This window comes from Fictibacillus arsenicus (genome assembly GCF_001999465.1).
In the GTDB taxonomy this organism is placed as follows: domain Bacteria; phylum Bacillota; class Bacilli; order Bacillales; family Fictibacillaceae; genus Fictibacillus; species Fictibacillus arsenicus.
Map to the genome: position 1 here is coordinate 222,562 of NZ_MQMF01000001.1, position 12,117 is coordinate 234,678.

Annotated in this window: 14 protein-coding genes and 2 other annotated features; of the genes, 3 read left to right on the forward strand and 11 right to left on the reverse strand. The window is 38.6% G+C overall.

Features of this window, described 5'->3' with window-relative positions; all coding sequences use genetic code 11:
* Positions 1-268: 268 nt before the first annotated feature.
* The 3 genes from pheT to UN64_RS01100 form a co-directional block, all read right to left on the reverse strand.
* Positions 269-2,692: a phenylalanine--tRNA ligase subunit beta gene (pheT, locus tag UN64_RS01090; protein ID WP_077359265.1), complete on the reverse strand. Its 2,424-nt coding sequence runs from the start codon at positions 2,690-2,692 to the stop codon at positions 269-271.
* A gap of 18 nt (positions 2,693-2,710) precedes the next feature.
* Positions 2,711-3,745 (reverse strand): phenylalanine--tRNA ligase subunit alpha, encoded by a 1,035-nt coding sequence (gene pheS, locus UN64_RS01095; protein WP_077359266.1) that lies wholly within the window; start codon positions 3,743-3,745, stop codon positions 2,711-2,713.
* Positions 3,746-3,784: 39 nt separating this feature from the next.
* Positions 3,785-4,007: a binding site (T-box leader), on the reverse strand.
* Positions 4,008-4,088: 81 nt separating this feature from the next.
* Positions 4,089-4,853 (reverse strand): TrmH family RNA methyltransferase, encoded by a 765-nt coding sequence (locus tag UN64_RS01100; RefSeq protein WP_077359267.1) that lies wholly within the window; start codon positions 4,851-4,853, stop codon positions 4,089-4,091.
* Between the two features lie 103 nt (positions 4,854-4,956).
* Between UN64_RS01100 and sspI the strand changes: the two genes are divergently transcribed.
* Positions 4,957-5,163, forward strand: a complete 207-nt coding sequence (gene sspI, locus UN64_RS01105) for a small acid-soluble spore protein SspI (RefSeq protein ID WP_066291537.1) — start codon at positions 4,957-4,959, stop codon at positions 5,161-5,163.
* 30 nt (positions 5,164-5,193) lie between these two features.
* On the opposite strand, the gene UN64_RS01110 is transcribed toward sspI, so the two are convergent.
* The 4 genes from UN64_RS01110 to UN64_RS01125 all read right to left on the reverse strand — a co-directional run bounded on the left by UN64_RS01110 (position 5,194) and on the right by UN64_RS01125 (position 7,687).
* Positions 5,194-5,688: a dUTP diphosphatase gene (locus tag UN64_RS01110; RefSeq protein ID WP_077359268.1), complete on the reverse strand. Its 495-nt coding sequence runs from the start codon at positions 5,686-5,688 to the stop codon at positions 5,194-5,196.
* Between the two features lie 99 nt (positions 5,689-5,787).
* On the reverse strand, positions 5,788-6,429 hold the full coding sequence (locus tag UN64_RS01115) for a dCTP deaminase domain-containing protein (protein ID WP_077359269.1): 642 nt from the start codon (positions 6,427-6,429) through the stop codon (positions 5,788-5,790).
* Between the two features lie 13 nt (positions 6,430-6,442).
* Positions 6,443-6,958: a dCTP deaminase gene (dcd, locus tag UN64_RS01120; protein ID WP_077359270.1), complete on the reverse strand. Its 516-nt coding sequence runs from the start codon at positions 6,956-6,958 to the stop codon at positions 6,443-6,445.
* 129 nt (positions 6,959-7,087) lie between these two features.
* Positions 7,088-7,687, reverse strand: a complete 600-nt coding sequence (locus UN64_RS01125) for a TVP38/TMEM64 family protein (protein ID WP_245801934.1) — start codon at positions 7,685-7,687, stop codon at positions 7,088-7,090.
* A 143-nt stretch (positions 7,688-7,830) separates the two neighbouring features.
* Between UN64_RS01125 and UN64_RS01130 the strand changes: the two genes are divergently transcribed.
* Both UN64_RS01130 and UN64_RS01135 read left to right on the forward strand, forming a co-directional pair.
* The gene (locus UN64_RS01130) at positions 7,831-9,171 is read left to right on the forward strand and encodes a cytochrome ubiquinol oxidase subunit I (protein ID WP_077359271.1); all 1,341 of its coding nucleotides are present in this window, start codon (positions 7,831-7,833) and stop codon (positions 9,169-9,171) included.
* Positions 9,172-9,187: 16 nt separating this feature from the next.
* Positions 9,188-10,213 carry a cytochrome d ubiquinol oxidase subunit II gene (locus UN64_RS01135; protein ID WP_077359272.1) on the forward strand — a complete coding sequence of 342 codons (1,026 nt, stop codon included), beginning with the start codon at positions 9,188-9,190 and terminating at the stop codon, positions 10,211-10,213.
* 4 nt (positions 10,214-10,217) lie between these two features.
* Here the strand turns inward: UN64_RS01135 and UN64_RS01140 are convergent, their stop codons facing one another.
* The 4 genes from UN64_RS01140 to infC all read right to left on the reverse strand — a co-directional run bounded on the left by UN64_RS01140 (position 10,218) and on the right by infC (position 11,676).
* Positions 10,218-10,445 (reverse strand): DUF1294 domain-containing protein, encoded by a 228-nt coding sequence (locus tag UN64_RS01140; RefSeq protein ID WP_077361060.1) that lies wholly within the window; start codon positions 10,443-10,445, stop codon positions 10,218-10,220.
* A gap of 101 nt (positions 10,446-10,546) precedes the next feature.
* Positions 10,547-10,906, reverse strand: a complete 360-nt coding sequence (rplT, locus tag UN64_RS01145; RefSeq protein ID WP_066291543.1) for a 50S ribosomal protein L20 — start codon at positions 10,904-10,906, stop codon at positions 10,547-10,549.
* A 39-nt stretch (positions 10,907-10,945) separates the two neighbouring features.
* Positions 10,946-11,149 (reverse strand): 50S ribosomal protein L35, encoded by a 204-nt coding sequence (rpmI, locus tag UN64_RS01150; protein WP_066291545.1) that lies wholly within the window; start codon positions 11,147-11,149, stop codon positions 10,946-10,948.
* A 23-nt stretch (positions 11,150-11,172) separates the two neighbouring features.
* Positions 11,173-11,676, reverse strand: coding sequence for a translation initiation factor IF-3 (infC, locus tag UN64_RS01155; protein ID WP_077359273.1), 504 nt, complete (start codon positions 11,674-11,676; stop codon positions 11,173-11,175).
* Between the two features lie 71 nt (positions 11,677-11,747).
* Positions 11,748-11,887, reverse strand: a sequence feature (ribosomal protein L20 leader region).
* Positions 11,888-12,117: the final 230 nt, after the last annotated feature.

A 12,117-nucleotide genomic window follows, 5' to 3' on the forward strand; every position in this document is an offset into this window, starting at 1 on the left:
TTTAACGTAATACGTTATAGAATGTGTGGCTATGAAGCCTTAAAAATTATACGTCTGGGGCGGTCGTCTAGGGACATTAGGTGAAACTTGGAGACAATCGGGTGAAACTGCCTGAATTGGGGTGAAACATGTACTTGTTCGGGTGTAAGTCCAAAATACGGGGCGAATGTGTAACAGATTAAAGAACACGTACCGTAAAAGCCTAAAATACATGCTAAAATCAAATAAAAACTGGCTTGCATGAAAGCAAGCCAGTTTCTATTTACCTTTATTTTCTTAACTGCGCTCCAAAGTGTTCTTCTAAACTTTTTAAAACGCGATTGTGTGCTGTTACAACTTCTTCGTCAGTCAGTGTACGCTCTGGATCAAAATATTTTAAAGAGAAAGCAAGTGATTTCTTTCCTTCTTCCATCTTCTCTCCTTGATACAGATCGAACAGATTCACTTCTTTCAGCAGCTCACCGCCAGCAGCTTGAATCACTGTGAACAGATCGCCAGCAGGCAAGTCTTGATCAACTACTAGTGCGATGTCACGAGTGATTGAAGGATAACGCGGCAATGTCTGATAGACCATTTGATCTGTTTCTGCTTCGATCAGACTCGTTGCGTTCAGCTCGAAAACGTAAGTGTCTTTTAGATCCATCTCTTTTTGCAGTGCTGGGTGAAGCTGACCTACAAGCCCAACTGGAATACCATCTAATTTTACAACGGCTGTTCTTCCCGGGTGCATGTTTTCAATTTCACCAGACTCATACGTAATGCGTTCAGAAAGATTCAATTCACTCATTAGTCCTTCTAAGATTCCTTTTAACACATAGAAGTCTACTGTTTTTCTTTCACCTTGCCACAAGTGTTCGTTAAATACACCTGTTACAGCTCCTGAAACAAACACGTATTCTTCAGGAAGGTCGTTTAAAACTTCCTGGCGATTAATGAAAACGGACCCCATTTCATAAACCGCCAAGTCTTCCATAGAGCGATTCTGGTTATATTGAAGTACTTCCAGAAGCTGAGGCAATAAACTCATGCGCAAAGTACTGCGCTCTTCACTCATCGGATGAGCAACTGAGATCGGGTATACAGCATCTTCCGTGTATGAAAAATGCGTAGATTTTTCTGGTGTTGTCAGTGCGTAAGTTACTGCCTGATAAAGACCAGCACCTTCTAAATATTTACGAATCTCACGTCGCTTAGCCTGACTTGCTGTTAAGCCTCCAGGACGTGCCTCTGATAAAAGGTAAGTCGTAGGGATGCGATCGTACCCATAAATCCGCCCAACTTCTTCAATTAAATCAGCCTCAATCGTAATATCAGGTCTTCTAGTAGGAACAACAACTTCAAATATTCCGTTTGACTCTTTATATGAAAAACCTAAGCGATCAAAGATAGCTGCAGTTTGTTCGGATGTGATAGTCGTTCCAAGCAGATTATTCATTCTAGAAACATCCATTTTTACAGAATACATATTCACTTCGCGTTTTCCAGCTTCTACAATTCCATCTGCTACTTTACCGCCAGCTAATTCAGCCATTAACCCTGCCGCTCTTTTCGCTGCCGCATAAACACGGTTGCGGTCGATTCCTTTTTCATACCTCGAACTTGCTTCACTTCGCAAGCCGAGATCTTTTGAAGCTGCTCTCACACGGCTTGAAGCGAAATATGCTGCTTCTAGGAGCACGTTTGTTGTGTCATTCTGAACTTCACTTGTTGCTCCACCCATAACACCTGCAACTGCAATCGGCTCTTTGCCATTTGTAATTACCAAGTGGGTGTCTTTCAACGAGCGATTCTGATCATCAAGTGTCTGAATTTGCTCCCCTTCTGCAGCACGGCGAACAACAATCTCTTTTGAACCGAGACGGTTGTAGTCAAATGCGTGAAGCGGCTGTCCATATTCAAGAAGAACATAGTTTGTTATATCAACAATGTTATTGATCGGACGAATACCTGAAGCCATTAAACGATTTTGCATCCATAATGGTGATGGTCCGATTTTAACATCACGAATGATCATCGCCCCATAATAAGGATTGTCTTCTAAAGATTCAATGCTAACAGAGATAAAATCTTCAGCTTTTTCTTCGGATGCCGTGATCGATGTATCTGGAAGTTTAGCATCTTGCTCTAAAATAGCTGCTACTTCATAAGCAACACCTAAAACGTTAAGGCAATCTGCGCGGTTTGGCGTAAGCCCAAGCTCCAACACATGGTCATTCAAGTTTAAATATTCCAATGCGTCGCTTCCTGGCTCTGCATCAGACGGCATCACAAAGATTCCTGAAGAATATTCTTTCGGAACAAGCTTTGTGTCAACTCCAAGCTCCTGCAGGGAACAAATCATTCCAAGAGATTCCTCGCCGCGAAGCTTTGCTTTTTTTATTTTGAAGTTCCCAGGCAGAACTGCTCCAGGAACTGCCACTGCTACCTTTTGTCCTTCTGCAACATTCGGTGCGCCGCAAACGATCTGAGAAACTTCCCCTTGCCCGATATCAACTTTACAGACTCTCAGCTTATCTGCGTTTGGATGTTGTATACACTCTTTTACATACCCGACAACAACTCCGCTGATCCCTTTATTCAAGGATTCAACCATTTCAACTTCGATACCGCTCTTCGTTATTTTATCCGCTAGCTCAGACGGACTGATTTCTACATTTACATACTCTTTTAGCCAGTTATAAGAAATTAGCATCAAATTTCCCCTCCCTAATTATGCATTTTTGAATTGTTTTAAGAACCGGATATCATTCGCATAAAAATGGCGGATATCATCTATGCCGTATTTAAGCATTGCGATTCGCTCAGGCCCCATACCAAATGCAAAGCCTGTGTACTTCTTAGAATCAAAACCAGCCATCTCCAGAACGTTCGGATGAACCATACCTGCTCCTAAAATTTCAATCCAGCCTGTCTGTTTACAGATTGAACATCCTTTCCCGCTGCATTTAAAACAAGAAATATCCATTTCAACAGACGGTTCTGTAAACGGGAAAAAGCTAGGTCGCAAACGAATTTTGCGGTCTTCACCAAACATTTTCTTAGCGAACGTTTCAAGAACACCCTTTAAGTCACTTAAACGCACGTTCTGGTCAACAACAAGTCCTTCAATCTGCATGAACTGATGAGAATGTGTTGCGTCATCGTTATCTCTTCGGTAAACCTTTCCTGGAGAGATGATTTTCACAGGACCTTGCCCTTCATGCTTTTCCATCGTACGAGCTTGAACCGGTGAAGTCTGTGTTCTAAGTAAGATGTCTTCTGTGATAAAGAAAGAATCTTGCATGTCGCGAGCCGGATGGCCTTTAGGCAAATTTAGAGCTTCGAAATTATAATAGTCAGTCTCCACTTCTGGCCCTTCTGCAATCGTAAAGCCCATGCTTAGGAACAAGTCCTCAATTTCAGTTACAACAGCTGTAAGCGGATGCGCATTTCCTTGTTTTACAGGTCTTCCAGGCAAAGAAACATCAATTGTTTCCTTCGCTAGCTTCTCAGTAATCGCAGCATTTTCTAATTCTGTCTGCTTTTTTTCTAGTTCAAGCTGAATGCTGTCACGCACTTCATTCGCATAAGCACCGATCACAGGTCTTTCTTCTGCCGACAACTTCCCCATTCCCTTTAAAACTTCAGTAATGGGTCCTTTTTTTCCTAGGTAAGCTACCTTAACAGCTTGAAGATCTTTCAAATCATGACTTTCATTGATTTTTTCGATCGCTTCTACTTTTAGTGCTTCTAAACGGTCTTTCAAGTACAACCCCTCCTTAAAAATATAAAAACTCCTCATCCAATAAGGGACGAGGAGTTCGCGGTACCACCCAATTTAACAATGAAAATACACTGTTCACTTCATTTTAATAACGGCTCTTCACCGGCCAGCCCTACTTTTTAATGTTCAGGTGGCAACTCAGGAGTGAATTCAATAATACCTACCAAAGAAATGCTTACAGTCCAGGACATTTCCTCCCTTTTTGGCGGAATGATTATCTACTCTTCTCCATCTGTGTTTTTTAATCTATTCATATTCGTCTTTTTACATTATATATGAACAAAATCAAGAATTGCAACGATCTCAGTATAAAAACAAGAAAACATCATCGTTTGCGCTGAAGCTCATAAAGAAGAATGCCCGTCGCGACGGAAACGTTAAGGGATTCTGCTTGACCAAAGATTGGTATCTTGACGTTAATCGAGGATTGTTCTTGAAACATCGCTTGTACACCTGATCCTTCATTTCCCATTATCAATGCGAATCCGTTCATATCTGGCAGCTCTCTCATATCAACTGCCTCTTGCAGGGATGTTGAAATCACAGGAACATCTTCAGCTTTACATTCAGTTATTATTTCTTTTAGATCAGCTTTTATAATCGGCAAATGGAATAGCGATCCTTGAGTAGAACGAACGGTCTTGCCATTATAAAGATCTGCTGTACCTTCTCCTAAGAAAACCCCATCAATTCCTGCACTGTCTGCCGTACGTATAATTGTTCCTAAGTTTCCTGGATCTTGAACACCATCAATCAGCAAATAGCGTCTATTTCGTTTAATTCGTTCTTCGGGCTGTTCCGTCATTTCGCATACAGCAATAATACCTTGTGGTTTTTCTGTTTCAGAAAGCTGTTTCATTAGTTTTGCAGGGACAGACCATAACGTGAATTTATTTTTGAGCCATTCCTCTTTAATCTTAAAGTTCTCTTCAATAATGACATGTTGAAGCTTTGCACCAGAAGAAATTGCTTCTTCAATAAGATGTGGACCTTCCAGCAGGAAAGTACCTGTTTTTTCTCTTTCTTTTCTTGAATGCAGTTTTTTCCATTGCTTTAACGAAGCGTTGGATTCGGATTCGATGTGTTTCATAATAAGTACTCCTTTAAATCATAAAAATTTATTAATTTTTTCATAAAACAAGATCAGAACGTGCACAATAAAAAAAGAAAAATATTAATAGAGGTGCTTATCCATGAATCTTGATTTGAGAAAAGCTGTATTGCATAACGTTACTGGCAACAATAAAGAACAATTGCAAGATACGATCGTTGATGCCATTGAGAGCGGAGAAGAAAAAATGCTTCCTGGTCTAGGTGTCCTTTTCGAAGTAATCTGGAAAAATTCAGACGAACAAAAGAAGGAAGAAATCTTAACAACTTTATCTAACGGCTTAAAATAAAACCCGGTTTTTTCCGGGTTTTGTTTTTTATTAATATCCTGTATCTTGACGCTCATGGTTTACGGCGTTTTTATCAAAGTAGGCTGTTACAATATCATCATTTGTAAACCCAAGCATATACCCTAAATCTAAATAATTTGATAATAATAACAGATAGACATTTTTACTTTTATTCACTTGTAATTGACTAATTATTTTATATAAAGAAAGAAATTGTTCTATTACTGTTTTTTCAGAGTTAGTACTTTCAATAAAGGAAATCTCATTTTTATTTATATTTAAATCTAATCCTAGAGATAATATAAAATGAAAACCGTCAACATACTCTTCTAAAATTACATTACGAGGGGAAGGTGGTTTAATACTCCAATATTTAAAACACCTTGTTTCATTTGCCAGTTCACCTAATTCCACAATCAAAGCAAATAGGTGTTCTTCATACAATTCTTTATCATGTAGATTATATTTATTCACAATTCTTTCATTCAGTTGTTGCTGCATTAAAAAAAGTTGTTCGAAATTCAAAATTAAGACCTCCTTAACAGAAATATTATAACAAAGTAATCTAGATTTGATGATAAATTTTATAACAAAAAAAGATACCGGAATCCCAGCATCTTTTTTTCAGTCTTTTATAATTGATATAATTGCTATACTTATTGTCACTAATAAGCTTATTAAAAAACTAATAAACCCCCAATATGGGCCAGTTACAATGTTTTTGAATTTTTCCCTCTTATTTTCTCTCGGATTACTTTCTAGTTGTTTAGGCTCTTTATCATATACATGCACTCCGTCACGTAATACGTTATGTATAATTAAACTGCAGAATTTTTGACCCTTTTTTAGCTTCACAGTTCGTTTTCCAAGATTAAATACTGTTATTAAAAGTTTACCTCTATAACCCGGATCTATTTTAGAGGTTGTATTTGAAATTCCTACCCTGAGCAAACCCACTTTGGGTAGTATCTGTCCAAATCTATATCTTGGGAAGTGAACATATTCCTCTGTTTCAATAATTACTGCTGCTCCAGGATTTAAAGTTATTACTTGTCCTTCTGCTAAACGCATTTGTCTTGGCTCGTTATGATCCAAGTACTCCTTTCCCACCCTAAGATCATATGATGTATTTGCTTCATGAGGTTCATTTAGTTGGTTTGTATCCAAATTGGTCATTAATACTTTTAAATCTTCTAAAGAAAATTCTTCTTGTCTTGTGACTATGCTTTGATGTTTTCCATCAGTAATAAAAGGTACAACTGACATAATTAATCCCCCATTAAAATTCTTTATATAAATAACTGGGTTGAACTCCTTTATTATTTTGATACTTTAAGCCACTGTAATTTTCAAAATCTCCTTTAATTGTATGGTAGTATATCTGACAAATATTCACACCTTCGTATATCCGTATTGGCTGTACACATGATATTTCTAAAGTCCAATAGCCCTTAAAACCAATATTTCCATACGGAGAGGAAAAATGAATTGTGAGACCTAATCTCCCTATCGATGATCTACCTTCTATAGTGGGGATATAATTATTAGTTTCTGTGTACTCTAGAGTTCTGCCTAAATAAAGTTTACCAGGTTGTAGAATCAGCCCTTCTTCTGGGATAGTTATTAGCTTGGTCTTATTTTTTTTCTTCATGTCTAGAATTTCTACTTCATATAATAATAGCTCTTTTCCTAATCTCAAATTATAACTATTTGGATTCAATTGTTTTTCATCAAAGGGAGTAATTACTATATCTTTGCCTATATTCTTTTTTATTTCTAAACCTGATAAAATCAAAAGTTATCCCTCCATTTTTAAACTGGTTCAAGAGATAAAATATTTTTAAATTCTCCTATTTAACCTAGCAAATTATGACAAATTTTTCAACATTTTATTTACTTCTTTCTATAAATAAAAAAGCATGCCTTAAGCAGGCATGCGTCTCTTTTCTGCTTTTTCTGTTTCCTCAAAAAACTCACTCCATTTTATGACCCATTCTTTCCGTCTTAGCAAATAAAACAGGACTGAAAGCACAATAAGCAGTATGGCTGAAGTTAAAAGAGACAATGAGAGCATAATAGATCCGAACGATGAATAAAAAATGGCTATAGGAATGTTTGAGATGATGCTTGCCTTTGTATATTCTTTAAAATTTGACGAAACTTCGATCAAACAAAGACTTAACAGGTGAAAATGCATGAATGGAATCATCTTTAAGATGGCTATCTGACCTACTGAAAAAGGCATTCTTTTTCCAATCCATTTTCTTTGCAGTCTTTTTACTTTTTTCATAAGCTTTGGCATACTTTTCATCCCAAAATAAAAGAGTACACTCGACAGGGTAATGCCGATGACAGAATAAAAAGTGCCTGCTACTGCACCAAATAAAATTCCTCCTGTAAGACAGATCAAACCAACTGGCAAGAAAAAAAATTGCCTGAACGCTTGCAGAAGTATAAAGAGCAAAGGGGCAAAAATTCCGCTGAACTTAAGGACTTCCATGTAAACACTAGTATTCTCTAACACGCCGCACCTCCCCTTTAAGTCAACATATGACAGCAGACGAGCACTATATGACAATTTTATCGCGTGAATAAACCTATATGCTTTATGACACCTTAAACATAGATTGTTTGTTTACATAGTTTTATTTTTTAGGAGGATTCGGCATGGACACAGTAGTACTCGCGAGAGCGTTTTTTGGCACATCACTGGGTTTTCATATCATTTTTGCTACCCTCGGTGTTGGTCTTCCCTTAATGATTGTTATCGCAGAAATCATTCATCAAGTAAAAGGGGACAATGATTATGCCATCATGGCAAAGCGCTGGACTAAGGCGTTTGCTGTATTACTAGGTGTTGCTATTCCCTCTGGAACTATAGTAGGTGTTCAGCTTTCGCTACTTTGGCCTGGATTCATGGAAATCGTAGGTAAAGTAATCTCACTGCCTTTTCAGATTGAAATCTTTGCTTTTTTCTTAGAAGCTCTTTTCATGTCTATCTATGTGTATGCCGCTGACAGACTTCCAAAGTACTTCCGCCTGATCTCTGTTTTCTTTGTTGCCTTTGGAGCTGTTGCTTCAGCTATTCTTATTACAGCGGTAAATACATGGATGAACACGCCTGACGGTTTTAAGATAAAGTCAGATGGTACGATCTATGATGTTCACCCATGGGACGCATTCTTTAACCCAAGTTTCGTATCTTCTGCCTTCCATGTAGCGATTACTGCTTATATGACAGGTGCTTTTGCAGTAGCATCAGTAGCTGCATTCAAACTAATGAAAAAGCGTTCTGACCGGGAACGAGCTTATCACCTTAAAGGATTGTTCATGTCCCTTGCAGTTGCTTTTACGATGAGTTTCATATCCACATTATCAGGGCATCACTCAGCACAGATCCTTCATCAGCATTCTCCAGAGAAATTAGCAGCTGCAGAAGGTTTGTTTGAAACCCAGCGATATGCACCGCTTGCGATAGGCGGCTTCACCGATCCGAAGACAGAGGAAGTAAAATACGGCATCGAAATTCCCTGGGCATTGAGCTGGCTTGCAGCAGGCAAGTTTGATACTGAAGTAAAAGGATTGTATGAATTCCCGCGGGAAACATGGCCTCCTTTTTACGTGCATACTTTGTTTAACTTAATGGTGGGTATCGGAACACTTTTATTAGGACTTGCAGGCATCGCATTGTTGTATTGGTGGTTCTTTATTAAGAAAAGGGGCAAACCTTTTCCAAAATGGCTGCTTTGGTCGCTCGTCTTATCCGGTCCGCTTTCCATGCTGTGCATTGAATTTGGCTGGGTATTCAGCTGCAGCGGCAGACAGCCATGGACCATTTACAGAGTTCAAACAACTGCAGAAGCAGCCACGAGGAATGAAAATCTTGGAATGCTTTTCCTCTTGTTTTTACTTTTGTATGCTCTATTGAGTGTTTTGACGATTTTAATATTGACTGCTTATTTCAAACGCAATCCAGTGTCTAAAGATATGGATAAACTATACGGATAGGAAGGAGGGGAATGGTATGAGTGAAGAGGTACTTGCGATACTCATCATGTGGAGCTTCATATTTGTCTACAGTATTTTTGGCTCGATTGATTTCGGCGCAGGATTTTGGGCGATGGTTTATAACAATCACAAAACAATGGCAGGAAAGATCGCAAATCGTTTTCTTTCGCCGACCTGGGAGATAACGAATACTTTCCTTGTCCTTTTAGTTGTAGCGTTCGTAGGTTTCTTTCCGAAAGGTGCCTATACGCTTGGAACAGTAATGCTTGTCCCAGTATCGCTGATCCTATTTTTTCTGGCTATCCGAAGTGCTTTTATGGTATTTTCCTATTCTGTGCAAGGCTACCGGAAGACGATGTTTTTTATTTCAGGAATTTCAGGACTATTAATCCCATCCCTGCTGATCGCCGTACTCCCTATTTCACAGGGAGGATTTATCAGTGTTGATGGAGAGATTCAAAGCCTATTATTAGGGAAGCTTTTTTCCAGTCCTACTTTATATCTATACGTGCTATTCGGACTGACTTCTGAGCTGTACTTATCTTCTCTTTTTTTAGCTGACTATTCGCGTGTATCCAATAGAGAAGATGCCTACCGGCTATATCGCGGAAATGCGATACTTCTTGGACCGCTAACACTGTTATCCGCTCTATTCACACTTTTATTTATGGCACCAGAAGCTGGATGGCTTGTTGATAACCTAATGGATCAAAAAATATGGTTCATTCTATCATTAATTGCATTCTGCATAGCATACGCTTCTCTTTGGTGGCCAAAACAAAACCGCCCAGGAATTGGACGGCCAAGATTTACACTGCTCGCAACAGTTTTACAATATGGATTGGCAAGCGTCGGATATGGAATGGCACATCTGCCATATATCGTCTATCCCGATCTAACCATCTATGAAGCTTTTACTGCAACAGAAACTTTCTACTCATTAATGATTATGTATATAGTAGGTCTCGCCATATTAACACCAGGTTTCTATGTTTTCTGGCGTCTGTTCTTAAAAGACAAACGATATTTGCAGCAGGATTAATATTCTACAAAAACCATCCTGCAATAACTGTAATAAAAATACTTAAGATCGGTAAACCGTTACGAAATGACGAATGCTTCGTTTTATGGCGGAATTTCTTCATCGCAAGCCACATACCTGGAGCTCCTCCAGCAATAGCAAGCAGCCATAGTCTTGATTCAGGCGTACGCCAATTACCTTCTTGTGCATAAAATTTGTCTTTTTTCATGACCAAGTAAGCAACTGTATTCATTATGATCAAATATAAAATAAACACCTTTTCCCTTTTCCTTTCAAAATGTAAAAAAGATCATCTCCATCAATTGAGGAAATGATCTTTTCTTTTAGTAAAATTTAAGCTTTTAGGCTGTCTTTTGCTTTTGAAGCCAATTCTGCGAAAGCTTTTTCGTCAGTAATTGCGATTTCAGAAAGCATCTTACGGTTGATGTCGATTCCCGCAAGTTTTAGACCGTGCATTAAACGGCTGTAAGAAAGACCGTTTGTACGTGCAGCAGCGTTGATACGAGTAATCCAAAGCTTACGGAAGTCACGCTTCTTTTGACGACGGTCACGGTAAGCGTACATTAAAGATTTGAATACTTGTTGTTGAGCTACTTTAAATAATTTATGTTTGGATCCGAAATAGCCTTTAGCTAGCTTAAGAACTTTTTTACGACGACGACGTGTTACATAGCCACCTTTTACTCTTGGCATATTAAAAACCTCCTATTTTTAAATCAACTTATCGTATGATTAACGTTTTTTGTAAGTTAACAATGTGCGGATACGCTTGTAGTCACCACTGTTAACAAGTTTCGCTTTGCGTAGCTTACGCTTAGCTTTAGTAGACTTGTTAGCAAACAAGTGACTTGTATAAGCGCTCGCACGCTTTAATTTACCTGATCCAGTTTTTCTAAAGCGCTTTGCAGCACCTTTATGAGTTTTCATTTTAGGCATAATGGTTACCTCCCTGGTAAAAATTATTTTTCGGCTTTAGGTGCTAGGATAAGAAACATGCTTCGACCTTCCATTTTCGGGTGAGTTTCCACCGTAGAAAGATCTTCACATTCTTTCGCTAATTTCTCCAATACCGTTTTTCCGATTTGAGAATGAGTGATTGCACGTCCACGGAAACGAATACTTGCTTTTACTTTATCGCCTTTTTCAAGGAACTTACGGGCATTTTTAAGCTTCGTATTAAAGTCGTTTTCCTCAATTGTTGGACTAAGACGAATTTCTTTAGTCGTAATGACTTTTTGATTTTTTCGTGCTTCACGATCTTTACGCTGTTGCTCGTATTTAAACTTACCGTAGTCCATAATACGACATACTGGCGGTTTAGCAGTTGCAGCAACGAGTACAAGGTCAAGATTTGCGTTTGCCGCAAGGTCTAGAGCTTCCTGTCTTGTTTTAATGCCAAGCTGGCTTCCATCAGGACCGATTAAGCGAACCTCACGAGCACGAATGCCTTCATTGACAGACATGTCCTTACTAATAGTAAGTCACCTCCAAATTTTTTCAGTGAGTGTTAAAAACACCCGACTTGTTATTTCTGCAAATAAAAAAAGCGTCGGCGCATAATTCACCCACACGTAAACCGGCTATGTACTAATGACATGCCTGAATTCCATCTACCCATCAACAGCCAATAGAGGCGTCGAACCAGGTGAGAAGCGGGTGCTTCTGCTTTTTAGCGTCAAACTTATTTTATTAACCTTACATACTATAACATATTGGCGTGAAATGTGTCAAACAACGAATGTAATAAGCAACGAAATTAATTTTACTTCGTTTTGAAAAGTAATGCAAGAGTTTTTTTAGAGAGTGAAGAAAAAAAAGCATCACCCCGTTCAAGAACAGTTTAACCCATTCGAGCTCACGTTTCACCCCAACGCGGCCGAGTTTCACCCAAAAATCACTCTGTT

Excerpts from the sequence above, each read along its gene's own strand:
- pheT (WP_077359265.1), bottom strand. The coding sequence starts at position 2,692 with ATGCTAATTTCTTATAACTGGCTAAAAGAGTATGTAAATGTAGAAATC.
- UN64_RS01100 (WP_077359267.1), bottom strand. The coding sequence starts at position 4,853 with ATGAAACACATCGAATCCGAATCCAACGCTTCGTTAAAGCAATGGAAA.
- sspI (WP_066291537.1), top strand. The coding sequence starts at position 4,957 with ATGAATCTTGATTTGAGAAAAGCTGTATTGCATAACGTTACTGGCAAC.
- UN64_RS01115 (WP_077359269.1), bottom strand. The coding sequence starts at position 6,429 with ATGTCAGTTGTACCTTTTATTACTGATGGAAAACATCAAAGCATAGTC.
- UN64_RS01130 (WP_077359271.1), top strand. The coding sequence starts at position 7,831 with ATGGACACAGTAGTACTCGCGAGAGCGTTTTTTGGCACATCACTGGGT.
- UN64_RS01135 (WP_077359272.1), top strand. The coding sequence starts at position 9,188 with ATGAGTGAAGAGGTACTTGCGATACTCATCATGTGGAGCTTCATATTT.
- UN64_RS01140 (WP_077361060.1), bottom strand. The coding sequence starts at position 10,445 with ATGAATACAGTTGCTTACTTGGTCATGAAAAAAGACAAATTTTATGCA.
- rplT (WP_066291543.1), bottom strand. The coding sequence starts at position 10,906 with ATGCCAAGAGTAAAAGGTGGCTATGTAACACGTCGTCGTCGTAAAAAA.
- rpmI (WP_066291545.1), bottom strand. The coding sequence starts at position 11,149 with ATGCCTAAAATGAAAACTCATAAAGGTGCTGCAAAGCGCTTTAGAAAA.
- infC (WP_077359273.1), bottom strand. The coding sequence starts at position 11,676 with ATGTCTGTCAATGAAGGCATTCGTGCTCGTGAGGTTCGCTTAATCGGT.